Genomic DNA, 25,139 nt, shown 5'->3' on the forward strand with positions numbered 1-25,139 from the left:
AATCTGTTGAAACATGTTATAATAAGGTGATGTCTTTTAGAGAAGTGGTAGGTATGAGAATATGAATATTCAACAGTTTACAAATCCACAATTTTGGACCAGTTTGTTCCCGAATTGGTGGAGTATTATTATCAATATCATTGATATTGCTCTGGTGGCTTGGTTGTTGTATTTTTTGATCAAGGCCATCGTAGGGACTAAGATCATGATTTTGGTTCGTGGAGTTATTATCTTTTTCTTGGTGCAGTTTTTAGCCAATTTCTTAGGGCTCACGACTATTTCATGGCTGATCAATCAAGTGATTACTTATGGGGTTATCGCCCTGGTTGTGATTTTCTCCCCTGAGATTCGGATTGGTTTAGAGCGTCTGGGTCGAGCGACAGAATTCTTTACGACAAGTGAAGTCAGTCAGGAAGAGAAGATGGTACAGGCCTATGTTAAGGCAGTGGCTTATATGAGCCCACGTAAGATTGGTGCCTTGGTAGCTATTCAAGGGGCCAGAACCCTTCAGGAATACATTTCAACAGGGATTCCACTAGATGCGGAAATTTCAGGAGAATTGCTGATTAATATCTTCATTCCTAATACTCCCTTACACGATGGAGCCGTCATTGTTCGCAATGATAAAATCGCTGTTTCTTGTGCCTACCTGCCCTTGACCGAAAATACTGGAATTTCAAAAGAGTTCGGAACGCGTCACCGCGCGGCTATTGGTTTGTCTGAAGTTTCGGATGCCTTTACCTTTGTGGTATCAGAAGAAACGGGCGGGATCTCTGTGACCTATAATGGAACTTTCCGACACGATTTAACTTTAGAAGAGTTCGAGGCAGAATTGAGAGCCTTCTTGGTTCCTGAAGAGAATAAAACGATTAGTTGGAAAGAGCGTCTATTTGGGAGGGTAACAAAATGAGATCGAAAAAAGAATTTCTTTATGTTTTCGCCTCCGTTTTATTGTCCTTTATCTTGTTTATCAATGCGTCATCCTTTAATTTTCAAAATAATAGTAGCGCTAGACAAGTGAGCTCAGAGACCTACACCAATACCTTGACCAATATTCCAATTGATGCCAAGTACAATGACAAGACATACTTTGTCAGTGGGTTAACATCAGAGGTAACGGTCTTTCTAAAGGGTTCAAACCGGGTCGCTCTAGCAAGCGAAATGCAGCCGGGAACTCGGAAGTTTCGCGTGGTAGCGGATCTTCGTAAGGCCAAGGAAGGTACCGTTGAAGTGCCGTTGATTGTGGAAGATCTTCCGGCTGGTTTGACCGCAACCGTAGAGCCTCAAAAAGTTTCTGTAAAAATCGGGAAGAAAGCGAAAAAATCGTTTGCGGTCAGGGCCACGATCCCGGACAATCAAATTGTGGATGGAATAACGGTATCGGATATTACTCTTGAAACCACCAAGGTAGAAGTGACCAGCGATCAAGAAACCTTGAGTCGCATTGATCATGTCCAAGCGGTCTTCCCATCCAGTGAGATCATTAGTGGAAATTATAGCGGAACTATTTCCTTAAATGCAGTAGATGCCCAAGGAAATGTTCTACCAGGTTTGGTCAAGCCGAGTGAAACACGGATTCAAGTGACCACAAAGAGTAGCTCGTCTACGTCAAGCTCAAGCAGCTCGTCGTCGACCTCCTCCAGTTCAAGTAATTAGAAAGTAAAAAAGGTAATTAAGAATGGGTAAATATTTTGGGACGGACGGTGTCCGTGGAGAAGCAAATGTAGAATTAACGCCAGAATTGGCTTTTAAACTAGGCCGTTTCGGTGGCTATGTCTTGAGCCAACACGAAGAAGAAACGCCCTTGGTATTTGTTGGACGTGATACGCGTATTTCTGGTGAAATGTTAGAGCATGCCTTAATTGCTGGCCTCTTATCTGTTGGGATTCGTGTCTACAAGTTGGGTGTGATTGCAACACCAGGTGTCGCTTATCTAGTTCGTACGGAAAAAGCCAGCGCCGGAGTGATGATTTCTGCTAGCCACAATCCAGCCTTGGACAATGGCATCAAATTCTTTGGTGGTGATGGTTTCAAATTGGATGACGATCGCGAACTTGAAATTGAGGCCTTGCTTGATGCGGCTGAAGATACGCTTCCACGTCCAAGTGCGCAAGGTTTAGGAACGGTCATGGAATATCCGGAAGGCTTGCGTAAGTATCAAGAATTCCTTGTATCGACAGGTGTCCAACTCGAAGGCATGCACGTAGTCTTAGATACAGCAAATGGTGCAGCCTCTACTAGTGCGCGTCAAATCTTTGCAGATTTGGGAGCTCAATTGACCGTCATCGGTGAAAACCCAGATGGTTTGAACATCAATGATGGGGTTGGTTCTACTCACCCAGAGCATTTGCAAGAGAAAGTAAAAGAAGTAGGCGCAGCGATTGGTCTTGCCTTTGACGGAGACAGCGATCGCTTGATTGCTGTTGATGAAAATGGAGAGATCGTAGATGGAGATAAGATCATGTACATCATCGGTTCTTATCTTTCAAGCAAGGGCTTGCTCGAAAAAAATACGATCGTCACAACCGTCATGTCCAATCTCGGCTTCCACAAGGCATTAGATGCGAAGGGAATTCAAAAAGAAATCACAGCTGTTGGAGACCGTTATGTAGTCGAAGAAATGCGCAAATCAGGATACAACCTTGGTGGTGAACAATCCGGTCACGTCGTCATCATGGATTACAACACAACTGGTGATGGTCAATTAACAGGAGTTCAATTGACTAAAATCATGCAAGAAACTGGCAAGAAATTATCTGAATTGGCTGCTGAAGTAACCATTTATCCACAAAAACTCGTCAATATCCGGGTTGAAAATAGCATGAAAGACAAGGCGATGGAAGTGCCTGCCATTCGTGAAATCATTGAAAAAATGGAGGCGGAAATGGCAGGAAATGGTCGCATCCTCGTGCGCCCAAGTGGAACGGAACCCCTCCTTCGTGTGATGGCAGAAGCACCAACCCATGAAGAAGTGGACTACTATGTGGATACCATTGCTGCAGTTGTTCAAGCAGAAATCGGACTTTAAAAATGAATGTGTCTAGGTGTGAGCTTTGTGTGTTCAAAAGTTAGGGACCAGTCTTACCGATCCTGCCCATGAGCGTTCCTATCTTTCGCTCTGAGAAAGACACACCTAAAGAGAAAAAGAGATCAGACATCTGTCTGGTCTTTTTGTGTAGGCTCGATTTGAAAAATCCCCTATTTCGTGGTAAAATAGGGCTAATGAATTTATAGTAATCGAGGTATTAGAAGTGGCTTTTGGAGATAACGGAAAACGTAAAAAAACACCATTTGAAATGATCACGATGGTGGTTATTGTGATCATGTTGATTGTCACCGTTGGTGCAATCTTTGCAACAGCAATTGGTGCTCTTTCTTATTAAGATGCACGCAGAAATAAAGGAAATCATCTATTTATGAGTATGTTTTTAGATACAGCCAAGATTAAGGTCAAGGCTGGTAATGGTGGCGATGGCATGGTGGCTTTTCGTCGCGAAAAATATGTCCCTAATGGCGGACCTTGGGGTGGTGATGGAGGTCGTGGTGGCAATGTCATCTTCGTAGTAGACGAAGGCTTGCGTACCTTGATGGATTTCCGTTATAACCGGCATTTCAAAGCCCAAAATGGGGAAAAAGGAATGACCAAAGGGATGCACGGACGGGGAGCAGAAGATCTCTATGTACGAGTCCCTCAAGGGACGACCGTCCGAGATGCTGAGACTGGCAAGGTCATTACAGACCTAGTTGAAAATGGACAAGAGTACATTGTCGCACACGGTGGCCGTGGAGGACGTGGAAATATTCGTTTTGCTACTCCTAAGAATCCAGCCCCAGAGATTTCTGAGAATGGGGAACCGGGTCAGGAACGCGAATTAGAGTTAGAACTTAAGGTTTTGGCAGATGTTGGTTTGGTTGGCTTCCCATCAGTAGGGAAATCAACCCTTCTTAGTGTCATCACTTCAGCCAAACCAAAGATTGGAGCTTATCATTTCACAACCATCGTTCCAAACTTGGGCATGGTTCGGACGCCGTCAGGTGAATCCTTTGCAGTCGCAGACCTTCCTGGATTGATTGAAGGAGCTAGCCAAGGTGTTGGACTCGGAACCCAGTTCCTTCGTCACATCGAGCGCACCCGGGTTATCTTGCATGTCATCGATATGTCAGCCAGTGAAGGACGCGACCCTTACGAAGATTATGTTCAAATCAATAAAGAGCTTGAAACTTATAATCTTCGTTTGATGGAACGTCCTCAGATTATCGTGGCAAATAAGATGGATATGCCGGAGAGCCAAGAAAACTTGAAAGAATTCAAGAAGAAATTGGCGGCCAATTATGATGAGTTTGATGAACTGCCACAGATCTTTCCGATCTCTAGTTTGGCGCATCAAGGTTTGGACAACTTGTTAGAAGCAACGGCAGAATTGTTAGACAAAACGCCAGAATTCCTCTTGTATTCAGAAGACGAAATGGCCCAAGAAGAAGTCTACTATGGCTTTGATGAAGACCAGCCAGCCTTTGACATCAGTCGGGATGACGATGCCGCTTGGGTCTTGTCTGGTGAAAAACTTGAAAAACTCTTTAATATGACGAATTTCGATCGTGATGAAGCGGTCATGAAATTTGCTCGTCAATTGCGTGGCATGGGTGTTGATGAAGCTCTCCGTGCGCGTGGGGCAAAAGATGGCGATATCGTCCGGATCGGTAAATTTGAATTTGAGTTTGTAGATTAAGATAGATCCCCAGAGGATCAAGGATTCCAAATAAGAAGTGAGGCTTTTTCAGTGGGAGATAAACCAATATCTTTTCGAGATGAAAATGGAAATTTTGTTTCAGCAGCCGATGTTTGGAATGCTGAAAAACTAGAAGAACTCTTTAATACGCTAAATCCTAAGCGAAAATTGCGCTTACAAAGGGAAAAATTAGCAAAAGAAAACCAGCAGAAGTAAATAGACTTGGAGAATACTATGGCAAAAACAATTCATACAGACAAAGCACCCGCAGCAATTGGACCTTATGTTCAAGGGAAAATCGTAGGGAATCTTCTCTTTGCAAGTGGACAAGTTCCCTTGTCACCTGAAACAGGTGAAATCATTGGAGAAACCATCCAAGAACAAACAGAGCAAGTCTTAAAGAACATTGGGGCTATTTTGGAAGAGGCTGGAACAGACTTTGACCACGTGGTGAAAACCACTTGTTTCTTAAGTGATATGAATGACTTTGTACCTTTTAATGAGGTCTATAAAACAGTCTTTACTACAGAGTTTCCAGCTCGATCTGCTGTTGAAGTAGCACGCCTGCCACGTGATGTGAAGGTTGAAATTGAAGTTATTGCGGAAATCAAAGCCTAATAACCATTCAAAGACAAAAAGACAGAGTGGAGAGCAGGAAACTGTAGGCCACTCTGTTTTATTTATGGGAGGAGAAAATGACAGAAAGTAAGATTCAACTGGTCATGGTAACAGGGATGAGCGGTGCGGGTAAGACCGTCGCCATCCAATCGTTTGAGGATTTGGGTTACTTTACCATCGATAATATGCCACCGGCGCTCTTGCTGAAATTTATTGAGCTCATGCGCCACAGTCCCGATAACAATAAATTAGCCGTTGTTGTGGATATGCGGAGCCGTTCTTTTTTCAATGAAATTCGCACCATTTTGGATGAATTGGACAACCAAGAAGACCTCGATTTCAAGGTCTTGTTCTTGGATGCCACTGACAGTGAGTTGGTAGCACGATACAAGGAAACCCGTCGTAGCCATCCATTAGCGGCAGATGGCCGTGTCTTAGATGGGATTACCCTAGAGCGCGAACTTTTATCGCCATTAAAAAATATCAGTCAAAATGTTGTGGATACGACTGAGTTGACGCCTCGTAATCTGAGAAAAACGATTGCAGAGCAATTTGCCAGTCAAGACAATCAGCCAGATTTTCGGGTTGAAGTCATGTCATTTGGGTTTAAATATGGCCTTCCGATCGATGCTGACCTTGTCTTTGACGTGCGTTTCCTTCCAAATCCCTACTACAAATTGGAGTTACGGAATTTAACCGGTCAAGATCCAGCAGTCTATGATTACGTCATGGATCACCCTGAATCAGAGGACTTTTACCGTCATCTCCATGACTTGATCGTTCCTATTTTACCGTCTTATAAACGGGAGGGTAAGTCCGTTCTCACCATCGCTATGGGCTGTACCGGTGGGCAACACCGTTCAGTAGCCTTTGCAGAGCGCTTAGCGCATGATTTAGAAAAAAATTGGCAGGTCAATTGCAGTCATAGAGACAAGGACAGACGGAAAGAAACGGTGAATCGCTCATGAGAAAACCTAAAGTAACCGTTATTGGAGGAGGAACAGGGATTTCTGTTATTCTCGATAGTCTGAGAAAGAAACCGGTCGATATTACTGCTATTGTAACCGTTGCAGATGATGGCGGGAGTTCAGGTGAATTGCGGAAGAACATCCAAAAATTGACACCACCTGGAGATCTTCGAAATGTGCTGGTTGCCATGTCAGATATGCCTCGTTTTTATGAGAAGGTCTTTCAATACCGCTTTGCTGACGATGATGGCCCTTTGGCTGGGCACCCTTTGGGAAACTTGATTATTGCAGGGATTTCAGAGATGCAAGGCTCGACCTATAATGCCATGCAGTTGTTGACCAAGTTCTTTCATACAACCGGCAAGATCTATCCGTCCAGTGATAGTCCCTTGACCCTTCATGCCGTTTTTCAAGATGGAAAAGAAATAGTAGGAGAAAGCCACATTGCCAACTACACTGGCATGATTGATCATGTTTATGTGACCAATACCTTTGATCAAGAGCGTCCAAAGGCTAGTAAGAAAGTGGTGGAAGCTATTCTTGAAAGTGACATGGTCGTCTTGGGTCCTGGTTCGCTCTTTACCTCGATTCTTCCTAATTTGATGATCGATGAGATTGGGAAAGCCATCCTTGAAACCAAGGCCCAAGTAGCCTATGTTTGTAATATCATGACCCAAAGAGGAGAAACCGAGCATTTCACAGATAGTGACCACGTTGCCGTGCTCCATAAACATTTGGGAGAAAAGTTCATCGACACCGTCCTTGTCAATATCAATCAGGTTCCCGCAGCTTATATGAACAGCAATAAATTTGATGAATACTTGGTCCAGGTAGAGCACGATTTTAAGGGCTTGCGATCGCAAGTGCCTCAAGTGATTTCTTCCGATTTCTTAAAGCTGGTCAACGGGGGAGCTTTTCATGATGGTGAAAAAGTGGTCGAAGAGCTGATGCAGATCGTGCAGGTGAGAAAATGAGTTTTACGGTTCGTGTCAAAGAAGAATTATTGTCTCTCAAGCGATTTGAAAAGAGTGAATTAGCTGCTATTATCAAGATGTCTGGGAGCCTCGGCATATCAATGGGCGGCTTGACGCTATCGGTAACGACAGAAAATGCCAAGATCGCTCGCCATATCTATGAATTATTGCATCATTTTTATGAGGCCAAATCAGATATTCGCCACCATCAAAAAACCAATTTGAAAAAGAATCGTGTCTACACAGTATTCTTGGATGAAAAGGTAGAAGAGATTTTAGCTGACTTGCATTTGGCAGATGCCTTTTTTGGGATTGAGACAGGCATTGATGCTAGTGTTTTAGAAGATGAAGCAGCTAGCCGTGCTTATCTTCGGGGAGCTTTTCTGTCGAGTGGTTCGATAAAAGATCCTGAAAAAGGGAAGTACCAGCTGGAAATTCATTCTGTTTATACAGACCACGCGGAAGGAATTGCCCTTCTCATGCAAGGATTTTTACTAGATGCGAAAACCATCGAGCGGAAAAAAGGAGTGGTAACCTATCTGCAACGAGCGGAAGATATTATTGATTTTCTCATTGTAGTAGAGGCCATGCAAGCCATGCAGGAATTTGAGTCTATCAAGGTCATGAGAGAGACGCGCAATGACCTCAATCGGGCCAATAATGCCGAAATGGCCAATATCCAGCGCACAGTCACAGCCAGTATGAAAACCATTAATAATATTAGTAAAATTGTGGATACGGTCGGCCTAGGTAGTTTACCAAGTGACTTGCAAGAAGTTGCCTATATCCGGATGAACCATCCAGATTATTCCATCCAGCAAATCGCAGATAGCTTGCAACAACCTATTTCAAAAAGCGGCGTTAACCACCGCTTGCGTAAGATCAATAAGATCGCAGACGATCTAGACAAATAAAAAAGGCCAAAGGCCTTTCATAATGAGGTTAAAGTCTTTTTAAAAACTTTCCTTAGGTGAGTACGGACGTCAGCGAACTTCATAGAAGTTCCATGACTAAATCAAGATACTAAGGGCGTCTGCGGATCAAGTCAAAATAGGAAGTTTGACGCAGAATCCTTAGGTTCTAGGAAAACTTATCTTTTTGACACAAGCCGCAGCCCGTGTTCAATTCGTATTGAGCCCCTTCGCTCTTTAATTTCTGGGCTCAGGCTAAAATAGTTTCCCAAACTGTTTTACTCTCAAAACTTCCGAGTGCCTGAAACGTATTGTTTCAGGCACTTTTCTCACAGCGGAAAGTTTTTGTATTTTCTTGATTCATACTAAAAATAGGAACTCATTTTTACTTCTTTGCAGAATCGATTAACTTAAAATAGTTTGACTTCAATTTAAAAAAGGCCAAAGGCCTTTTTTATTATAAACTAGTTGAGTGCGTTGGTTGGACTTTCTTATCTGGATAGATGTAGTTGATGGCATTGTTTACGGCTGTTGGAGCTTCCCCAAGACCTGTAGCGATGAGATCAATCTTTCCTTCGTAGAAGCAGCAGTCTCCACAGGCATAAATTCCAGGAAGGCTGGTTTCTTGTTTTTGGTTCACCTTGATTTTATGGCGTTGCAATTCTACACCCCATTCTTTCAAGTTTCCGATAGAAGATTTAAAGCCATAGTTGACAAATAAGTGATCAATCGGGATAAGTTCGGTTTCATCGGATTTAACTTTTGTGATTTCAAGATGAGTGGCATGACCATTTTCGCCAATCAAGCGGCTAGGAACAAATGGTGTTTTGATGCTGACAGAAGATTGTTTGAGTTCTTCAACGCTATGTTCCAAGGCACGGAAGTTGTCCCGACGGTGAATGATTGTAGTTGGAGCAATCTTGTCAAAAGCAAGAGCCCAGTCCACAGCAGAGTCCCCACCACCAAGGACGGTCACTTGCTGTCCTTCATATTGCTGGATGTTTGAAACATGGTAGTGGACATTATCGAAGTCTTCAGCCCCCTCGATATCAAGAGCACGTGGTTTAAAGGCACCGCCACCCATGGCAATGATGACGGCTTTAGACTGATGTACCTGACGAGAAGTAGTGATAGTGAAGAGATCGCCTTCTTTTCGGATATCCTCTACAGTTTCATTGAGGAAGATCGGTGTATCGAATCGTTTGACTTGCTCGATCAAGCGGTTGCTCAATTCTTCACCTGTTAAATTGGTAAATCCGGGTACATCGAGGATACTTTTTTCTGGATAGAGAATGGCTGGTTGTCCTCCAAGTTGAGGTAAGGAATCAATCAGTTTGACTTTAACTTGGCGCATATTGCCATAAAAAGCAGCAAACAGACCAACTGGTCCGCCCCCAACAATCGTAATATCATAAATTTCTGACATGGTATCTCCTTCAGGGTTTTCTATGTTTCCATTGTATCATAAAATAGAAAGAATGAAAAAGTCGGAAAAAAGAAATGGCATGAAGGCTAGGAAGGCTAGAAAAGTTTTAAAAGATCTTGACAGCGTCCTTAAAGTGTGATAAAATGATTAAGATTTTAGGCTTGAAGGGAGTGAAAAATATGTCAAAAACAGTAGTACGTAAGAATGAATCTCTTGACGATGCTCTTCGTCGTTTCAAACGTGCGGTTACTAAAGCTGGTACTCTTCAAGAAACACGCAAACGTGAATTCTATGAAAAACCTTCTGTAAAACGTAAACGTAAATCAGAAGCAGCTCGTAAACGTAAAAAATTCTAATTGAATACAGAAACAGACTTCGGTCTGTTTTTTGTTTTTTCTCATCCATCAAAGACAAAAAAACCGACCTTCCAGCTAGAAGATCGGATCTTTTTATCTGATTATTTGTTTGCAAGCAAGTCGCGGATTTCAGCAAGCAACTCTTCTTGAGTAGGAGCAGCAGCTTCTTCTTCGACAGCTTCTTCTTTTTTACCAAGGTTTTGAGCTTTTTCAGCAGCTTTCACTACGAAGAAAAGAACAGTACCAACAACAAGGAAGTTGATCACAGCGCTCAAGAAGCTACCGTATGCAACACCGTTCCATGACAATTGTGCAATATTTTCAACATGAGCAGCTTTCAAAGCTGGTTTCAAAATAAGTGGAGTGATGATATCGTTAACAAATGATGTTACGATAGCTCCGAATGCAGCTCCGATAACGACTGCAACAGCAAGGTCAACAACGTTTCCACGAAGGAGAAAAGCTTTCAAATCTTTTAACATATCCTATATATGTCCTTTCATAATAATTTTTTACTATGATAGTATAACGGAAAAATATGTGACTGACAAGAAATATGCCCAATTTTTTTAAATTAGTGATAAAGGTTGAAAATCTTTTCTTTTCTGTGTGAAATCGGTAGGAAAAAATTTACTTTTACTAACTTTTAGTATAAAATATAAAGTGATAATCTATGGTAAAATGGAGGCACTGTTTATGGTTGATAAAGAGCTGATTGCAGAGATTAAAAACAGTGTAAACATTGTTGAAGTCATTGGAGAAGTTGTTTCTTTGACCAAGGCGGGCCGTAACTTTTTAGGCCTCTGTCCTTTTCATGGTGAAAAGACTCCTTCCTTTAATGTCGTTGAAGACAAGCAGTTTTACCATTGTTTCGGATGTGGTCGCTCTGGAGATGTCTTTAAGTTTATTGAGGACTACCGTGGAGTCGCCTTTATGGATGCGGTCCAGATCGTAGCAGAAAAAGCTGGCATTGCGCTTCAGTACCAAGTAAGGCCGGCTCAACCAGCGTCTGTCAATCCAAACCAAGAACTTTATGAGATTCATCAGGAAGCTAGTAAGTTTTATCAGGCGATTTTGATGACGACTAAGATGGGGGAAGAAGCGCGACACTATCTGCATGAACGTGGTCTGACGGATGAAGTCATCCGACATTTTCAATTGGGTTTAGCACCTGCAGAAGGAAATTACCTCTATCGCAATCTCTCTGAGAAATTCTCTGAGAAAGTGATTACCGATTCGGGTTTGTTTACAATCTCAGATGCTGGAACGGTTTTTGATGCTTTTCAGGATCGGATCATGTTTCCCTTGACAGATGATAGTGGACGTGTCATTGCCTTTTCTGGTAGGCTGTGGAAAATGACGGATGATGGCAGTCATCAAGCCAAGTACAAGAATAGTCGTAGTACCCGTCTATTTAATAAAAGTTATGAACTCTATCATTTAGATCAGGCTAAGGCAAGCGCCAAAAAGCAACATGAAATGTATATCATGGAAGGCTTTATGGATGTCATTGCGGCATATCGAGCTGGGATTGAAAATGCGGTCGCTTCTATGGGGACAGCCTTGACACCAGAGCATGTCCAGCACCTGTCTCATTTTACCAAAAAGGTCATCTTGACCTATGATGGGGATAAGGCAGGGCTTGAAGCAACAGCTAAGGCCTTGGATGTCTTGCAGGATCTGGAGTTAGAGATCGTCCGTATCCCAGATCAGATGGACCCTGATGAGTACCTCAAAAAGACGTCCCCAGAAGATCTTGCTACCCTCTTGAAGAATTCTCGAATCAGTAAGGTTGAATTCTTGATGCACTACTGGAAACCCCAGTATATTGAGAACTTGCAGGCGCAAATTGAGTTTGTCGAAAAGCTGGCACCGATGATCGCCCAGACGCGCTCCATTACAGCGCAAAACACCTATATTTATAAGTTGGCTGATTTATTGCCGGACTTTGATTACTTGCAGATTGAGCAGATTGTCAATAATAGTCGCTTGCATCAACGGCAAGAAGCGCAAAAAGGTGGACGATCAAAAACGTCGAATTTTTCAGTAGAGCTCTTGCCGAATCGTGGGATGACGCGCTTGATCAAGGCGGAAAATCATTTATTAAGTAGGATGAAGGATTTTCCAATGGTGCTCAATGATTACCGTTTGCGACCTGATTTTGCCTTTGACACGCCGGAGTTACAGATCTTGTATCAATTGCTCTGTCAAAATGGAGAAGTCACCTCTCAGGATTTATCCGAGCAGCCTGAAGGGATCCAGCACGCCTGGTACCGGATGTTAGAAGAAGATTTACCAGAAGAGATAGCAGATGGTGAGTTAGAAGAAGTAGAAGCGACGCGGAATCGTGAGCTTCTTCGCAAAGAAAGTCAACAAATTGGAAATAAAGTGAAGGAAGCTTCCTCAATAGGGGATGCGGAAAAAGCTTTATTGGAACTCGAGCGTTTAATCGCTCAAAAAAGAAGAATGGAGTAAGAATGGCTAAAGAACAAAAAGATATTACAACATTGGACGTTCAAATTGCAGAATTTATTCGCAGCCACAAGAAAAGCGGAACTGCAACAGATGATGAAATTAATGACCAATTGGTTATTCCATTCACGCTCGATGCAGATGGGATTGAAGATCTTTTGCAACGCATTCAAGATGCAGGGATTTCGATCACTGATAAAGACGGCAACCCAAGTGCGCGTGTGTTGAACAATGAGGAAGAGCCAGAGTTGTCAGATGAGGAATTGCTTGGAAGCAACTCTGCTAAGGTCAATGACCCAGTACGGATGTACTTGAAAGAAATTGGGGTTGTTCCACTTTTGACCAATGAGGAAGAACAAGAATTGGCTATCTTGGTGGAACAAGGTGACTTGGAAGCCAAGCAACGTCTAGCTGAGGCTAACCTTCGTTTGGTTGTTTCCATTGCGAAACGCTACGTTGGTCGTGGGATGCAATTTTTGGACTTGATCCAAGAAGGAAACATGGGCTTGATGAAGGCGGTTGATAAGTTTGACTACACCAAAGGGTTCAAGTTCTCTACCTATGCTACTTGGTGGATCCGTCAGGCTATCACTCGTGCCATTGCAGACCAAGCACGGACCATTCGGATCCCTGTTCACATGGTGGAAACCATTAACAAGTTGGTTCGTGAACAACGCAATCTCTTGCAAGAATTGGGACAAGACCCAACCCCTGAACAAATCGCTGAACGCATGGATATGACGCCTGATAAGGTGCGTGAAATCTTGAAGATTGCCCAAGAGCCTGTTTCTTTGGAAACGCCAATCGGGGAAGAAGACGATAGCCATTTGGGAGATTTCATCGAAGATGAAGTGATTGAAAATCCAGTAGACTACACCACTCGTGTGGTTCTACGTGAACAATTAGATGAAGTCCTCGATACCCTGACAGACCGTGAAGAAAACGTCCTTCGTTTACGTTTCGGTTTGGATGATGGAAAAATGCGGACCTTGGAAGATGTGGGTAAAGTCTTCAACGTGACCCGTGAACGGATCCGTCAGATCGAAGCCAAAGCCCTCCGCAAACTCCGCCACCCAAGCAGAAGCAAACCATTGCGTGATTTTATTGAGGATTAAAAAGATCCTGTGGATCTTTTTAACCCGAGCTGAGAAATTCGGAAGCGAGGAAGGTCTGGGGGACATTTTTAACGGCCACCCAAAAATAAGAGAGTGGCCAGATCCTGCGGATCTTTTTAACCCGAGCCAAGTAATTCTATCGAGAGTAAAATAGCAAAAAAGGAAGTCATATGGCATATACAACTGAGCAAATTGAAGAAATTAAAAATAAAATCTTAAATGCTTTGGAAGAGGTAATCGATCCTGAGCTTGGGATTGATATTGTCAATTTAGGTCTTGTCTACGAGATCCATTTTGACGGTGAAACTGGAGCAACCATCATTGATATGACTCTAACGACCATGGGGTGTCCATTAGCGGATCTTCTGACAGATCAGATTCATGATGTTTTAGCAGAAGTAGAAGAAGTGACATCAGTGGATGTGAAGTTGGTCTGGTACCCTGCTTGGACGGTTGAAAAGATGAGCCGTTATGCACGGATCGCACTTGGAATTAGTTAAAAATTCTATTCATGAAAACAAGAGGTTAGGGGCTTCCCTAACCTCTGATTTGTTTACATCTGTATTTTTGAACAACCATTTTCAAATTCTTAGCAAATTTTCAGATAAAGTTGCAATCATCAAGAGGACAAGGTATAATAGCATAAATAGAAAATAAAGGAGATTTACATGAATCAGTATCCTTTGGTCTACTTGGACCATGTGACAAAGAATTATGGGCATGAAGTTGCTCTCATGGATGTTAGTTTGAACATCCAACCTGGCCGTATTATTGGCCTTTTGGGGCCTAATGGTAGCGGGAAAACAACCATCATTAAATTGATTAATGGTTTATTGCAACCAAGCCTTGGAAATATCTATATTCATGGGCAATTACCATCCCCAGCTTCTAAAAAAGTTGTTTCCTATTTGCCGGATACGACTTATCTGAGTGAAAATATAAAAATTAGTGATGCTATTAGCTATTTCCAAGATTTTTATTCAGATTTTAATGTCCAACGAGCTTACCAATTGCTCAACGATTTGCATTTGCATCCAAATCAAAAATTGAACAGCCTTTCAAAAGGGAACAAGGAAAAAGTACAATTGATTTTGGTGATGAGTCGTGAAGCTGACTTGTATGTTCTTGATGAACCAATCGGTGGGGTTGACCCAGCGGCGCGTGATTATATTTTGCGGACCATTATTCAAAACCGACGTCCAAATTCTTCTGTCTTGATTTCTACTCACTTGATTGCGGATATTGAGCAAGTTTTGGATGAAGCGATTTTCATCAACCAAGGAAGAATCCTCTTGCATGAAAATACGACTGTTTTGCGCAATCAACACGGAAAATCAATCGATGAGATCTTCCGTGATCAATTCCGTGTTTATTAGGAGGACTTCATGTTTGGTAAATTATTAAAATACGAATTTAAGACAACAAGTAAATGGTATCTGTTGATTACTTTGATCGCACTTGGTTTGTCAGTGATTACAGGTGTTATTGGTGGAAGTGCTACAAACGGTTTTGTGAATATGGAAACCGATAGTATGCAAATCATAACGGGGACTCTTGGGATTCTCATTTTTGGAGGAGTCATTGGTCTTTATCTTAGCAACTATTATATTATTATCCGTCGTTTCTATTCCAACTTATACGGACGTGAAGGTTACTTGACCTGGACCCTTCCAGCTAGCCCACATGCGATTATTTTGTCTAAATTTGTGGGAGCTTTAGTAGCGAGTCTTTACTGCCTATTCCTTCTATTTTTGAGTGGTTTTATCACAATTATTGTGATGGGTGCTGTCATTGGACAAGACCTCTCTCCTGTATTTAGTATTATCGCTGAGGCTTTTAGTCATTCTATTGCTTATTGGATTATCGTTTGGTGGATTTTTACCACAGCTTCAGGAATCTTACTATTTTATGTATCGATCGCACTTGGCCAACTCTTCCAAAATCGTCGTGGATTGAAGGCTATTCTGTTTTTCTTTCTCTTGTGCATTGTTTTAAGTATCATCGGTACAGCAGTTAATCCATTAAAAGATTCATATGCTGTCGGGTCTGCATTGGTTTATGGAAATATTGATGATTTTGGACCTAACTTTATCCCAGGTCTTATCTATGAAGTCATCAAGATTGTTTCTATGTACTTCACGATTCACTATATCAGCAAGTACAAGTTGAATCTTCAATAAGAACAGTAAATTGAACAAGGAGCTTCCCGGTGGAAGCCTTCTTGTTCAATTTTTTTCTTTTGCATTTTTGGCTACATTTTGATATACTAATTGTATTCGTTTTGGGGTCGTTACGGATTCGACAGGCATTATGAGGCATATTTTGCAACTCATCTAGCGGATGTAAAACGCCAGTTAAATATAACTGCAAAAAATAATAATTCTTACGCTTTAGCTGCCTAAACACCAGCAGGCGTGACCCGATTCGAATCGCTCGTGTTTGATGACAGGTCTTAATTATAGCGAGATACGATCTAGCTTGGTCTAGGAGTTAGATAAGAGATTGATAGACTCGCAGGTACAGGGCTTGAGTTATGTGTCATGTAGCTGTTAAACTAAGACATAACCTATGGTTGTAGACAAATATGCTGGCAGGTGTTTGGACGTGGGTTCGACTCCCACCGGCTCCATATTTTTATTCATGGAAGATTACTCAAGAGGCTTAAGAGGCCGTGTTGGAAACGCGGTAGGCGTGTAAAAGCGTGCGTGGGTTCGAATCCCATGTCTTCCGTTGTTGAGACATCATTGTGTAGCAGTGGTGTTTTTTTGTACAAAAAAGAGTCCCAAAAATAGACAAGTGAGGGAGGAGAAAAAGTGATTGCACAGCTAGATACCAAATCAGTCTATACTTTTATGGAAAGCCTTGTGACCATAAAAGACTATGTCCACGTGGCTAAAAGCATGGGGTATGACGCATTGGGAATCATGGATGTAGATAATTTGTATGGTGCTTATGAATTTATCGAAGCCTGTCAGGCCCACAATCTCAGCCCCTTGGTCGGATTAGAAGTTGGACTAGAAGTAGACAATGAAACAATTCCGTTTCGGATGATCGCCTTGTCCACGAAGGGCTACCAGAATCTGATGAAGATGTCGACCGTCAAAATGATGGGGAAGAGCAATTGGGAGGATGTGAAGCACCTAACAGAAGGAGTAGCAGTCATTGTCCCAGCTCCTTTTGCTAGTGGAGACTTGCCGCTTGGTCTAGATTACTTCATCGGAGTTTTTGCGGATACGCCTGTCCAAGAGTTTAGCCACCCTGTGATTCCTCTTCATACCGTTCGATTTTTTGAGGCGGAAGATGTGGAAGCCATGCAGATGCTGGCAGCCATCAAGGACAATCAAAGCTTGACGGAAACAGGACCAATTGATCCGACAACAGTCCTAAAAACTCCTCAGGATTTAAAGAATGATTTTGCAGAGCGATTTCCGCAAGCTATCACAAATCTGGAAAAACTTGTCCAAGGGATTCAATATGACATTGATACCCAGTTGAAATTGCCTCGCTTCAATCCTCAGAAACCAGCAGTTGAGGAACTGAGAGAATTAGCTCAAGCGGGTCTCCTTCGAAAGAACCTGACCAGTCCGGTCTATCAAGAACGTCTGGAGCATGAATTAGACATTATTCACCAGATGGGCTTTGATGATTATTTCTTGATTGTCTGGGACCTTCTTCGTTTCGGACGGAGTCAAGGCTATTATATGGGAATGGGACGTGGGTCTGCTGTAGGCTCACTGGTAGCCTATTCCCTAGGGATTACAGGGATTGATCCTGTGGAGAAGAACCTCCTCTTTGAGCGCTTTTTAAATGTGGAGCGCTACACCATGCCGGATATTGATATTGATATTCCTGATATCTATCGACCAGAATTTATCCGCTATGTGAGAGACCGTTATGGGAGTTACCATGCAGCACAGATCGTGACCTTTTCAACCTTTGGGGCCAAACAAGCCATTCGAGATGTCTTTAAACGTTTTGGAGTACCAGAGTACGAATTGACCTCCATTACCAAGCGGATTGGTTTTAGGGATACACTGACGACTGCTTATGAACAGAATCTAGCTTTTCGACAAGTGATTCATAGCCGAGCAGAATTTGAACGTGGCTTTGAAATTGCCAAAAGAATAGAAGGCCAACCAAGGCAGACCTCTATCCATGCGGCTGGGGTTGTGATGAGTGACCAGGATTTGACGGATCACATTCCTCTCAAGTATGGAGAAGACATGTTTGTCACCCAGTATGATGCTCATGCGGTTGAAGCCAATGGTCTGTTGAAGATGGACTTTTTGGGTCTGCGAAATTTAACCTTTGTTCAGAAAATGAAGGAAGCGGTCTATGAAAAGTACCAAGAAGAGATCGTGATTGAAGCCATTGATTTAGAAGATCCAGGAACCTTGGCCTTGTTTGCTGCAGGGGATACCAAGGGGATTTTCCAATTTGAACAGGCTGGAGCCATTCGCCTCTTGAGACGAGTGAGACCCAATCATTTCGAAGAAGTGGTAGCGACCACCTCTCTCAATCGTCCAGGAGCTAGTGATTACATTGATAATTTCGTCAAAAGAAAGCACGGTCAAGAAAAAGTTGAGATTTTAGATCCAGCGATTGAAGAAATTTTACGGCCCACTTATGGGATCATGCTCTACCAAGAGCAGGTCATGCAGGTTGCCCAGCGTTTTGCAGGTTTTAGCCTGGGAAAAGCCGATATTTTACGTCGGGCTATGGGCAAAAAAAATGCAGCTGAAATGCACAAGATGGAAGACGATTTTGTCGCAGGTGCTCTTAAACTTGGACATACGGAAGAAAAAGCCAAAGAGGTCTTTGCGATTATGGAAAAATTCGCAGGCTATGGGTTTAACCGTTCCCATGCCTATGCCTATTCTGCCTTGGCCTTTCAGATGGCCTATTTCAAGGTCCATTATCCAGATGTTTTCTTTGATGTCATGCTCAATTATTCGAGCAGCGATTATCTGGCAGATGCTCTCCAGTTTGATTTTAAAGTCGCGCCATTATCCATCAACACCATCCCTTACAGAGATAAGTTCCAGGATCGAAAAATTTACTTGGGAATGAAAAATATCAAGGGACTCCCGAGAGATTTAGCCTATTGGATCATTGATAATCGTCCCTTTGAAAGTGTCGAAGATTTTATTTTACGCCTCCCCAATCAGTATCATAAATTACCTCTGTTAACACCTTTAGTGGAGCTTGGATTGTTTGATATTTTTGAAAAAAATAGACGCAAGGTGCTTCACAATTTGCCGAATTTGTTTGTCTTTGCTGATGAGCTAGGCAGTTTGTTTGCAGATTCTAACTATTCCTGGACAGAAGCGGAGGACTTTAGCCAGGCTGAAAAATATGAGAAGGAAGAGGCCATTATTGGTGTCGGGCTCAGTACTCACCCATTGGTTGCGATTGGGCAAACGAGTCCCTACGAGATCCAACCAATTTCTCAACTCATATACGGAGAGCAGGCACGCATTCTCATTGAGGTACAAAGTATTCGAACCATTCGAACCAAGTCAGGTGATCTCATGGCTTTCTTACAAGTCAGTGATACCAAGAAAAAATTGGATGTGACCCTTTTCCCTGAAACCTACAATCGATTTTCCTCCTTGATAAAAGAAGGTGGCTTTTATTACTTGACAGGGAAAATACAAGAGCGTGATGGGCGCTTGCAGATGATTCTAGCAGAGGCACAACTAGCGACCAATGAAAAGTTCTGGATCCAGTTGCTCGATCATCGTCAGGATAAAACAATTCTTTCTATCTTGAAAAAATATCCGGGCCCATATCCTGTGATATTACGCTATGAAGACGAGAAAAAAACTCTACAATTGAAGGGCTATACAGTCCAGAAAAACAAAGAATTGGAAGATGAATTAAAGAATCTCGTTATGAAAACGATTTATCGGTAAAAACTGCGAAAAATACGAGAATTTTAGTCTTCTTTGTGTTATAATTACGTAGAATGTAAAAGAAAAAAAGGAGCAAACAACGAAATGAAACGTATTGCTGTTTTAACTAGTGGTGGAGATGCCCCTGGAATGAACGCTGCCATCCGTGCAGTTGTTCGTCAAGCAATTTCAGAAGGAATGGAAGTTTTCGGTATCTATGATGGATATGCGGGAATGGTTGCTGGTAAAATTCAGCCCCTTGACGCCTCATCTGTTGGAGATATTATTTCCCGTGGTGGTACCTTCCTTCATTCAGCTCGTTACCCTGAATTCGCACAACGCGAAGGTCAATTAAAAGGGATCGAGCAATTGAAGAAACACGGGATCGAAGGTGTTGTCGTTATTGGTGGAGATGGTTCTTACCATGGTGCGATGCGCTTGACTGAGCTTGGATTCCCAGCTGTGGGTCTTCCTGGTACGATCGACAACGATATCGTCGGAACTGACTTTACAATTGGTTTTGATACGGCAGTCACAACTGCAATGGACGCGATCGATAAGATCCGTGATACTTCATCTAGTCACCACCGTACTTTCGTTATCGAAGTGATGGGACGTAACGCTGGAGATATCGCTCTTTGGGCAGGGATTGCATCTGGTGCAGATGAAATCATCATCCCTGAAGAAGGATTCAAGATCGAAGATGTTGTTGAGAGCATCAAAGAAGGTTACGCAAAAGGTCGTACCCACAACATCATCATCTTGGCTGAAGGCGTGATGTCTGCAGATGAATTTGGTAAAGCTTTGAAAGAAGCTGGTGATGAAAGTGACCTTCGTGTGACTGAGCTTGGCCACATCCAACGTGGTGGTTCACCTACTGCGCGTGACCGTGTTCTTGCTTCACGTATGGGAGCACACGCTGTTAAATTGTTGAAACAAGGAATCGGTGGTGTAGCCGTTGGTATCCGTAATGAAAAAATGGTTGAAAACCCAATCCTTGGTAAAGCAGAAGAAGGAGCCCTCTTTAGCTTGACAGAAGATGGTAAGATTGTGGTAAACAATCCACATAAAGCTGATCTTGGTCTTGCCGAGTTGAACCGTAGCTTGTCTTCAATCTAATTTTATTTCATAAATTCGTTAACCTTGTCTTAAAAAGACAGATATATTTAAAAAGGAGTCATATATATCATGAACAAACGTGTAAAAATCGTTGCAACTTTAGGTCCTGCGGTAGAAATCCGTGGCGGTAAAAAATTCGGTGAAGATGGATATTGGGCTGAAAAACTTGACGTTGAAGCTTCAGCACAAAACATTGCTAAATTGATCGAAGCTGGCGCTAACACTTTCCGTTTCAACTTCTCACACGGTGACCACCAAGAACAAGGTGAACGTATGGCGACTGTTAAACGTGCAGAAGAAATCGCTGGTAAAAAAGTTGGTTACCTTCTTGATACAAAAGGTCCTGAAATCCGTACTGAATTGTTCGAAGGCGAAGCTAAAGAATATTCATACAAGACTGGTGAACGTATCCGCGTTGCTACAAAACAAGGTATTAAATCAACTCGTGAAGTGATTGCTTTGAACGTTGCTGGTGCGCTTGACATCTTTGATGATGTTGAAGTTGGTCACCAAGTATTGGTTGATGATGGTAAATTGGGTCTTCGCGTTGTAGAAAAAGACGCTGCAAAACGTGAATTTGTTGTTGAAGTTGAAAACGATGGTATCATCGCTAAACAAAAAGGTGTAAACATCCCTAACACTAAGATTCCTTTCCCCGCACTTGCTGAACGCGATAACGACGATATCCGCTTCGGTTTGGAACAAGGTATCAACTTCATCGCGATCTCATTCGTACGTACTGCAAAAGACGTTCAAGAAGTTCGTGCTATCTGTGAAGAAACTGGTAACAGCCACGTTCAATTGTTTGCGAAAATCGAAAACCAACAAGGTATCGAAAACTTGGATGAAATCATCGAAGTTACTGATGGTATCATGATCGCTCGTGGTGACATGGGTATCGAAGTACCATTCGAAATGGTTCCAGTTTACCAAAAAATGATTACTTCTAAAGTAAATGCTGCTGGTAAAGTTGTTATCACTGCAACAAACATGCTTGAAACAATGACTGAAAAACCACGTGCAACTCGTTCTGAAGTATCTGACGTCTTCAATGCTGTTATCGATGGTACTGATGCTACAATGCTTTCAGGTGAATCTGCAAACGGTAAATACCCACTTGAATCTGTAGCTACAATGGCGAAAATCGACATGAACGCTCAAACACTTTTGAAAGAATATGGTCGTTTGAACCCAGCTTCATTCGAACGTAACTCTAAGACAGAAGTTATGGCTTCAGCTGTTAAAGATGCTACAAACTCAATGGATATCAAATTGGTTGTAACATTGACTAAGACAGGTCACACTGCACGTTTGATCTCTAAATACCGTCCAGATGCTGATATCTTGGCATTGACATTTGACGAATTGACTGAACGTGGATTGATGTTGAACTGGGGTGTTATCCCAATGTTGACAGATGCTCCTTCATCAACTGATGATATGTTCGAAATTGCTGAACGTAAAGCAGTTGAAGCTGGTCTTGTTAAATCTGGTGATGATATCGTTATCGTTGCTGGTGTACCAGTTGGAGAAGCTGTTCGTACAAACACAATGCGTATCCGTACAGTACGTTAATAGACAATTTGATCTTAAAGCCTTGCTGGTTGGTCCGAAAGGATCGACCGCGAGGTTTTTCTTTTTCTTCTGGTGTGTGTTGACAAGAATTCTCACTAATGCTTACTTTCTCTTTTTTAAAGATTAAAAACATGGTATAATAAATAAAAAGGAAGGGAGACATACATGCCAAGGAGAGATTTAATTAGAAATGTCATCATTGTCGGTGTACTGGTTTTGGCACTGATTTTGCTTCGAATCTTTGTATTTCATCCATTTAGTATCAATGATAAAATGGCCAATGCTTCTGTGAAAACTGGAGATCTTGTGGTAGCGACTAGAAATGCTCAGGTAGATCGCAGTGATTTGGTCTTATACAAGGTCGGTGGAAAAGAATACCTTGGACGTGTCATTGCCAAAGAAAACGACGAAGTCAGCTACGTAGATGACGTCCTCTATTTGAATGGACAGGCAACACCAGAACCTTACCTGAATAAAATGCTCAACAAACACCTAGCTGCTCCAACGAGTAATGGGTATTATACGGATGATTTCTTTTTATCAGAGTTAAAAGGGACCAAGGCTGGTCGTGTACCATCGGATACTTATCTGGTCTTAAATGATAACCGTGGGGATACAGAAGATAGCCGTGAGTTTGGTTATATCCATAAAAATCAGATCGAAGGAGTCGTGAATCTGCGTCTCTATCCTCTCAATAAATTTGGATTTATAAAAGTAAAAGAATAGCCAAAAGGCTATTTTTTTTATAAATATCAGAATGAACTAGTTTTTTTTCCATTTTTGTGGTAAGATGTTCATTAAATAATTTTTTAGGAGGAGAATGCTATGCAGTATGCTTTGGAAATTTTACCAAGTTTGTTAAAGGGAGCAAGCCTCACCTTGCAAGTGTTTGCTTTCGTATTGATTTTATCGATTCCACTAGGAATCGTTGTTGCCTTTTTGCTTCAATTGCGCTCAAAGATCCTGCATGGACTCCTAACGATTTATATCTGGATCATGCGAGGAACTCCTCTTTTGCTTCAGTTGATCTTTATTTATTACGTCCTTCCAAGTATCGGGATTCGGATTGATCGGTTGCCTGCGGCTATTACAGCCTTCACCCTCAATTATGCAGCCTATTTTGCGGAAATCTTCCGTGGAGGAATTGTTGCCATTCCGACAGGTCAGTATGAGGCGGCCAAGGTCTTGAAATTGAGTTCATGGCAAACAATTCGCTATATCATTTTGCCTCAGGTGGTGAAGATCGTTCTTCCAAGTGTCTTCAATGAAGTCATGTCCTTGATTAAAGATACCTCCTTGGTCTATGCTCTGGGAATTAGTGATTTGATCCTCGCTAGTCGGACGGCAGCCAATCGTGATGCCAGTCTAGCACCCATGTTTTTGGCGGGAGCTATTTATTTAATCCTCATTGGGATCGTGACCATCATTGCCAAGCGAGTTGAAAAGAACTTTTCATATTATAAATAGGAGGAGAAGCATATGTTAGAATTAAAACAAATTTCGAAACGGTTTGGGGATAAGCAGATCTTATCAGATTTCAATCTTCTCGTTCCTGAAAAACAAATTGTCGCCATTGTTGGTCCTTCTGGGGGAGGAAAGACCACCTTGCTTCGCATGTTAGCTGGTCTTGAAACGATTGATTCTGGTCAGATCATCTACAATGGTGAAAACTTGCCTCTGGATGCCTTAGAAAAACGAAATCTTCTTGGTTTTGTCTTCCAGGATTTTCAATTATTTCCACATTTATCGGTCATGGAAAACCTTATCTTGTCTCCTGTTAAGACCATGAATGTGACTAAGGAAGAAGCGAGTAAAAAAGCCATGAGCTTACTGGAGCGTCTAGGACTCGAACAACATGCGGATGCTTATCCCTTCTCTCTATCTGGTGGTCAGAAGCAACGGGTGGCACTGGCTCGTGCTATGATGATCGATCCAGAAATTATTGGCTATGATGAGCCGACTTCGGCCTTGGATCCAGAATTGCGATTAGAAGTTGAGAAGTTAATCTTGCAAAACCGTGAACTGGGGATGACTCAGATCGTTGTTACCCATGATATTCCATTTGCAGAAGCAATTGCGGATGTTCTTCTCAAGGTTGAGCCTAAATAGGAGGAGAGGATGAAACGAGTAATACCATGGCTGCTAGGTGTCCTTAGTCTCGTTCTTCTGACTGCCTGTGGACAGACAGTGAGTGATCCTAAAGTGGACAACTGGCAAAAATACCAAAAAGAGCAGTCCATCACGATTGGTTTTGATAATACTTTCGTTCCCATGGGCTTTGAGCAAAAAGATGGGAGCTACGCTGGTTTTGACATTGATTTGGCCAATCAAGTCTTTGAATCTTATGGGATTCATGTCAACTGGCAACCCATTGATTGGGATATGAAAGAGACGGAACTGAAAAATGGTACCATTGATGCCATCTGGAATGGCTATTCGGCAACAGATGAACGTCGGGAAAGTGTTGCTTTTACTAAGCCCTATATGAAAAATGAACAAGTCTTGGTCACTAAGAAAGCCTCTGGGATCCAATCAGTCGATGGGATGAAAGAGAAACGATTAGGTGCCCAGACCGGATCGTCTGGCTATATGGATTTTGAAGCCAATCCTAAAATCATAAAAAATAAGGTTAAAAATCAAAAGGCTACCCAATACCAGAGTTTCAACGAGGCGCTGATCGATCTTCAGAATGATCGGATCGATGGCCTCTTAATCGACCGTGTCTATGCCAACTATTATCTGCAGACGGAAGGAATTTTAAAAGACTACAATGTCTTTCCTGTCGGTTTTGAAACTGAATCCTTTGCGGTAGGAGTGCGCAAGGCGGATAAAACCTTGAAGAAAAAAATTGATGAAGCTTTTGTAAAACTCTATCAAAAGGGCCAATTCCAAAAGATCTCTAAGAAGTGGTTCGGAACGGATGTAGCAACAGACGATATCAAGTAAAAAAGCTAGGAAATGATTCCTAGCTTTATATTAAA

Annotated in this window: 25 protein-coding genes, 1 tRNA gene and 1 other RNA gene; 25 read left to right on the forward strand and 2 right to left on the reverse strand. The window is 42.2% G+C overall.

The genetic code is table 11. From position 1 onward, the window contains the following. Positions 1–61: 61 nt before the first annotated feature. The 10 genes from cdaA to whiA all read left to right on the forward strand — a co-directional run bounded on the left by cdaA (position 62) and on the right by whiA (position 8,204). Complete coding sequence (gene cdaA / locus QM870_RS02590; protein ID WP_414368486.1) at positions 62–910, forward strand: diadenylate cyclase CdaA; 849 nt, start codon at positions 62–64, stop codon at positions 908–910. Then, positions 907–1,656, forward strand: coding sequence for a CdaR family protein (locus tag QM870_RS02595; RefSeq protein ID WP_118397085.1), 750 nt, complete (start codon positions 907–909; stop codon positions 1,654–1,656). Before cdaA ends, QM870_RS02595 begins: the two co-directional genes overlap by 4 nt. A gap of 22 nt (positions 1,657–1,678) precedes the next feature. Beyond that, entirely contained in the window at positions 1,679–3,028 is a 1,350-nt protein-coding gene (glmM, locus tag QM870_RS02600) for a phosphoglucosamine mutase (RefSeq protein ID WP_023917722.1), read from the forward strand. Between the two features lie 223 nt (positions 3,029–3,251). Further along, the gene (locus QM870_RS02605) at positions 3,252–3,383 is read left to right on the forward strand and encodes a DUF4044 domain-containing protein (protein WP_003011566.1); all 132 of its coding nucleotides are present in this window, start codon (positions 3,252–3,254) and stop codon (positions 3,381–3,383) included. A gap of 33 nt (positions 3,384–3,416) precedes the next feature. Next, positions 3,417–4,730, forward strand: coding sequence for a GTPase ObgE (gene obgE / locus QM870_RS02610; RefSeq protein WP_023917726.1), 1,314 nt, complete (start codon positions 3,417–3,419; stop codon positions 4,728–4,730). Between the two features lie 51 nt (positions 4,731–4,781). Continuing rightward, positions 4,782–4,946, forward strand: a complete 165-nt coding sequence (locus QM870_RS02615; RefSeq protein ID WP_003006512.1) for a hypothetical protein — start codon at positions 4,782–4,784, stop codon at positions 4,944–4,946. Between the two features lie 18 nt (positions 4,947–4,964). After that, positions 4,965–5,348 carry a RidA family protein gene (locus QM870_RS02620; RefSeq protein WP_003006514.1) on the forward strand — a complete coding sequence of 128 codons (384 nt, stop codon included), beginning with the start codon at positions 4,965–4,967 and terminating at the stop codon, positions 5,346–5,348. A gap of 77 nt (positions 5,349–5,425) precedes the next feature. Beyond that, positions 5,426–6,316, forward strand: a complete 891-nt coding sequence (rapZ, locus tag QM870_RS02625; RefSeq protein WP_009732574.1) for an RNase adapter RapZ — start codon at positions 5,426–5,428, stop codon at positions 6,314–6,316. Continuing rightward, complete coding sequence (locus tag QM870_RS02630) at positions 6,313–7,290, forward strand: YvcK family protein (RefSeq protein ID WP_049523645.1); 978 nt, start codon at positions 6,313–6,315, stop codon at positions 7,288–7,290. The genes rapZ and QM870_RS02630 overlap by 4 nt, the downstream gene beginning before the upstream one ends. After that, positions 7,287–8,204, forward strand: coding sequence for a DNA-binding protein WhiA (gene whiA / locus QM870_RS02635; RefSeq protein WP_049474808.1), 918 nt, complete (start codon positions 7,287–7,289; stop codon positions 8,202–8,204). Before QM870_RS02630 ends, whiA begins: the two co-directional genes overlap by 4 nt. Positions 8,205–8,658: 454 nt before the next feature. Here whiA and QM870_RS02640 read toward each other — a convergent pair whose 3' ends face one another. Then, positions 8,659–9,627, reverse strand: coding sequence for an NAD(P)/FAD-dependent oxidoreductase (locus tag QM870_RS02640; RefSeq protein ID WP_414368488.1), 969 nt, complete (start codon positions 9,625–9,627; stop codon positions 8,659–8,661). A 179-nt stretch (positions 9,628–9,806) separates the two neighbouring features. On the opposite strand from QM870_RS02640, the gene rpsU reads away from it, so the two are divergent. Then, positions 9,807–9,983, forward strand: a complete 177-nt coding sequence (gene rpsU / locus QM870_RS02645; RefSeq protein ID WP_000048054.1) for a 30S ribosomal protein S21 — start codon at positions 9,807–9,809, stop codon at positions 9,981–9,983. Between the two features lie 101 nt (positions 9,984–10,084). Here rpsU and mscL read toward each other — a convergent pair whose 3' ends face one another. After that, positions 10,085–10,465 carry a large conductance mechanosensitive channel protein MscL gene (mscL, locus tag QM870_RS02650; RefSeq protein ID WP_031573326.1) on the reverse strand — a complete coding sequence of 127 codons (381 nt, stop codon included), beginning with the start codon at positions 10,463–10,465 and terminating at the stop codon, positions 10,085–10,087. Between the two features lie 214 nt (positions 10,466–10,679). Between mscL and dnaG the strand changes: the two genes are divergently transcribed. The 14 genes from dnaG to QM870_RS02720 all read left to right on the forward strand — a co-directional run bounded on the left by dnaG (position 10,680) and on the right by QM870_RS02720 (position 25,104). After that, positions 10,680–12,458 carry a DNA primase gene (gene dnaG / locus QM870_RS02655; protein ID WP_129299531.1) on the forward strand — a complete coding sequence of 593 codons (1,779 nt, stop codon included), beginning with the start codon at positions 10,680–10,682 and terminating at the stop codon, positions 12,456–12,458. Positions 12,459–12,460: 2 nt separating this feature from the next. Beyond that, positions 12,461–13,570, forward strand: coding sequence for an RNA polymerase sigma factor RpoD (rpoD, locus tag QM870_RS02660; RefSeq protein WP_003003251.1), 1,110 nt, complete (start codon positions 12,461–12,463; stop codon positions 13,568–13,570). Positions 13,571–13,740: 170 nt separating this feature from the next. Continuing rightward, positions 13,741–14,070, forward strand: coding sequence for a metal-sulfur cluster assembly factor (locus QM870_RS02665; protein WP_004220168.1), 330 nt, complete (start codon positions 13,741–13,743; stop codon positions 14,068–14,070). A 168-nt stretch (positions 14,071–14,238) separates the two neighbouring features. Further along, positions 14,239–14,946, forward strand: coding sequence for an ABC transporter ATP-binding protein (locus tag QM870_RS02670; protein ID WP_021152925.1), 708 nt, complete (start codon positions 14,239–14,241; stop codon positions 14,944–14,946). 9 nt (positions 14,947–14,955) lie between these two features. After that, the gene (locus QM870_RS02675; protein WP_414368490.1) at positions 14,956–15,750 is read left to right on the forward strand and encodes a hypothetical protein; all 795 of its coding nucleotides are present in this window, start codon (positions 14,956–14,958) and stop codon (positions 15,748–15,750) included. A gap of 103 nt (positions 15,751–15,853) precedes the next feature. After that, positions 15,854–16,202, forward strand: a transfer-messenger RNA (tmRNA) gene (ssrA, locus tag QM870_RS02680). A 10-nt stretch (positions 16,203–16,212) separates the two neighbouring features. Beyond that, positions 16,213–16,300 (forward strand) — tRNA-Ser (locus QM870_RS02685). Between the two features lie 83 nt (positions 16,301–16,383). After that, on the forward strand, positions 16,384–19,485 hold the full coding sequence (locus tag QM870_RS02690) for a DNA polymerase III subunit alpha (RefSeq protein WP_414368493.1): 3,102 nt from the start codon (positions 16,384–16,386) through the stop codon (positions 19,483–19,485). A gap of 84 nt (positions 19,486–19,569) precedes the next feature. Then, positions 19,570–20,583: a 6-phosphofructokinase gene (gene pfkA, locus QM870_RS02695; protein ID WP_021152956.1), complete on the forward strand. Its 1,014-nt coding sequence runs from the start codon at positions 19,570–19,572 to the stop codon at positions 20,581–20,583. Positions 20,584–20,652: 69 nt separating this feature from the next. Continuing rightward, positions 20,653–22,158 carry a pyruvate kinase gene (gene pyk, locus QM870_RS02700; protein ID WP_013903352.1) on the forward strand — a complete coding sequence of 502 codons (1,506 nt, stop codon included), beginning with the start codon at positions 20,653–20,655 and terminating at the stop codon, positions 22,156–22,158. Positions 22,159–22,323: 165 nt separating this feature from the next. Beyond that, a complete protein-coding gene (gene lepB, locus QM870_RS02705; RefSeq protein ID WP_021152958.1) occupies positions 22,324–22,884 on the forward strand; it encodes a signal peptidase I in 561 nt (186 codons plus the stop codon). Positions 22,885–22,983: 99 nt separating this feature from the next. Further along, a complete protein-coding gene (locus tag QM870_RS02710) occupies positions 22,984–23,625 on the forward strand; it encodes an amino acid ABC transporter permease (protein ID WP_023917742.1) in 642 nt (213 codons plus the stop codon). 12 nt (positions 23,626–23,637) lie between these two features. Continuing rightward, positions 23,638–24,267 carry an amino acid ABC transporter ATP-binding protein gene (locus QM870_RS02715; RefSeq protein WP_003014104.1) on the forward strand — a complete coding sequence of 210 codons (630 nt, stop codon included), beginning with the start codon at positions 23,638–23,640 and terminating at the stop codon, positions 24,265–24,267. Positions 24,268–24,276: 9 nt separating this feature from the next. Then, positions 24,277–25,104 carry an amino acid ABC transporter substrate-binding protein gene (locus QM870_RS02720; RefSeq protein ID WP_414368498.1) on the forward strand — a complete coding sequence of 276 codons (828 nt, stop codon included), beginning with the start codon at positions 24,277–24,279 and terminating at the stop codon, positions 25,102–25,104. The last annotated feature ends 35 nt before the right edge of the window (positions 25,105–25,139 follow it).

The sequence above is a fragment of the Streptococcus parasanguinis genome, assembly GCF_047463195.1.
GTDB lineage: Bacteria > Bacillota > Bacilli > Lactobacillales > Streptococcaceae > Streptococcus > Streptococcus parasanguinis_R.

Excerpts from the sequence above, each read along its gene's own strand:
- mscL (WP_031573326.1), bottom strand. The coding sequence starts at position 10,465 with ATGTTAAAAGATTTGAAAGCTTTTCTCCTTCGTGGAAACGTTGTTGAC.
- QM870_RS02595 (WP_118397085.1), top strand. The coding sequence starts at position 907 with ATGAGATCGAAAAAAGAATTTCTTTATGTTTTCGCCTCCGTTTTATTG.
- pyk (WP_013903352.1), top strand. The coding sequence starts at position 20,653 with ATGAACAAACGTGTAAAAATCGTTGCAACTTTAGGTCCTGCGGTAGAA.
- rpoD (WP_003003251.1), top strand. The coding sequence starts at position 12,461 with ATGGCTAAAGAACAAAAAGATATTACAACATTGGACGTTCAAATTGCA.
- QM870_RS02710 (WP_023917742.1), top strand. The coding sequence starts at position 22,984 with ATGCAGTATGCTTTGGAAATTTTACCAAGTTTGTTAAAGGGAGCAAGC.
- QM870_RS02675 (WP_414368490.1), top strand. The coding sequence starts at position 14,956 with ATGTTTGGTAAATTATTAAAATACGAATTTAAGACAACAAGTAAATGG.
- cdaA (WP_414368486.1), top strand. The coding sequence starts at position 62 with ATGAATATTCAACAGTTTACAAATCCACAATTTTGGACCAGTTTGTTC.
- glmM (WP_023917722.1), top strand. The coding sequence starts at position 1,679 with ATGGGTAAATATTTTGGGACGGACGGTGTCCGTGGAGAAGCAAATGTA.
- QM870_RS02720 (WP_414368498.1), top strand. The coding sequence starts at position 24,277 with ATGAAACGAGTAATACCATGGCTGCTAGGTGTCCTTAGTCTCGTTCTT.
- QM870_RS02665 (WP_004220168.1), top strand. The coding sequence starts at position 13,741 with ATGGCATATACAACTGAGCAAATTGAAGAAATTAAAAATAAAATCTTA.
- rpsU (WP_000048054.1), top strand. The coding sequence starts at position 9,807 with ATGTCAAAAACAGTAGTACGTAAGAATGAATCTCTTGACGATGCTCTT.
- QM870_RS02630 (WP_049523645.1), top strand. The coding sequence starts at position 6,313 with ATGAGAAAACCTAAAGTAACCGTTATTGGAGGAGGAACAGGGATTTCT.
- QM870_RS02640 (WP_414368488.1), bottom strand. The coding sequence starts at position 9,627 with ATGTCAGAAATTTATGATATTACGATTGTTGGGGGCGGACCAGTTGGT.
- pfkA (WP_021152956.1), top strand. The coding sequence starts at position 19,570 with ATGAAACGTATTGCTGTTTTAACTAGTGGTGGAGATGCCCCTGGAATG.
- QM870_RS02715 (WP_003014104.1), top strand. The coding sequence starts at position 23,638 with ATGTTAGAATTAAAACAAATTTCGAAACGGTTTGGGGATAAGCAGATC.
- dnaG (WP_129299531.1), top strand. The coding sequence starts at position 10,680 with ATGGTTGATAAAGAGCTGATTGCAGAGATTAAAAACAGTGTAAACATT.
- obgE (WP_023917726.1), top strand. The coding sequence starts at position 3,417 with ATGAGTATGTTTTTAGATACAGCCAAGATTAAGGTCAAGGCTGGTAAT.
- rapZ (WP_009732574.1), top strand. The coding sequence starts at position 5,426 with ATGACAGAAAGTAAGATTCAACTGGTCATGGTAACAGGGATGAGCGGT.
- lepB (WP_021152958.1), top strand. The coding sequence starts at position 22,324 with ATGCCAAGGAGAGATTTAATTAGAAATGTCATCATTGTCGGTGTACTG.
- QM870_RS02670 (WP_021152925.1), top strand. The coding sequence starts at position 14,239 with ATGAATCAGTATCCTTTGGTCTACTTGGACCATGTGACAAAGAATTAT.
- whiA (WP_049474808.1), top strand. The coding sequence starts at position 7,287 with ATGAGTTTTACGGTTCGTGTCAAAGAAGAATTATTGTCTCTCAAGCGA.
- QM870_RS02620 (WP_003006514.1), top strand. The coding sequence starts at position 4,965 with ATGGCAAAAACAATTCATACAGACAAAGCACCCGCAGCAATTGGACCT.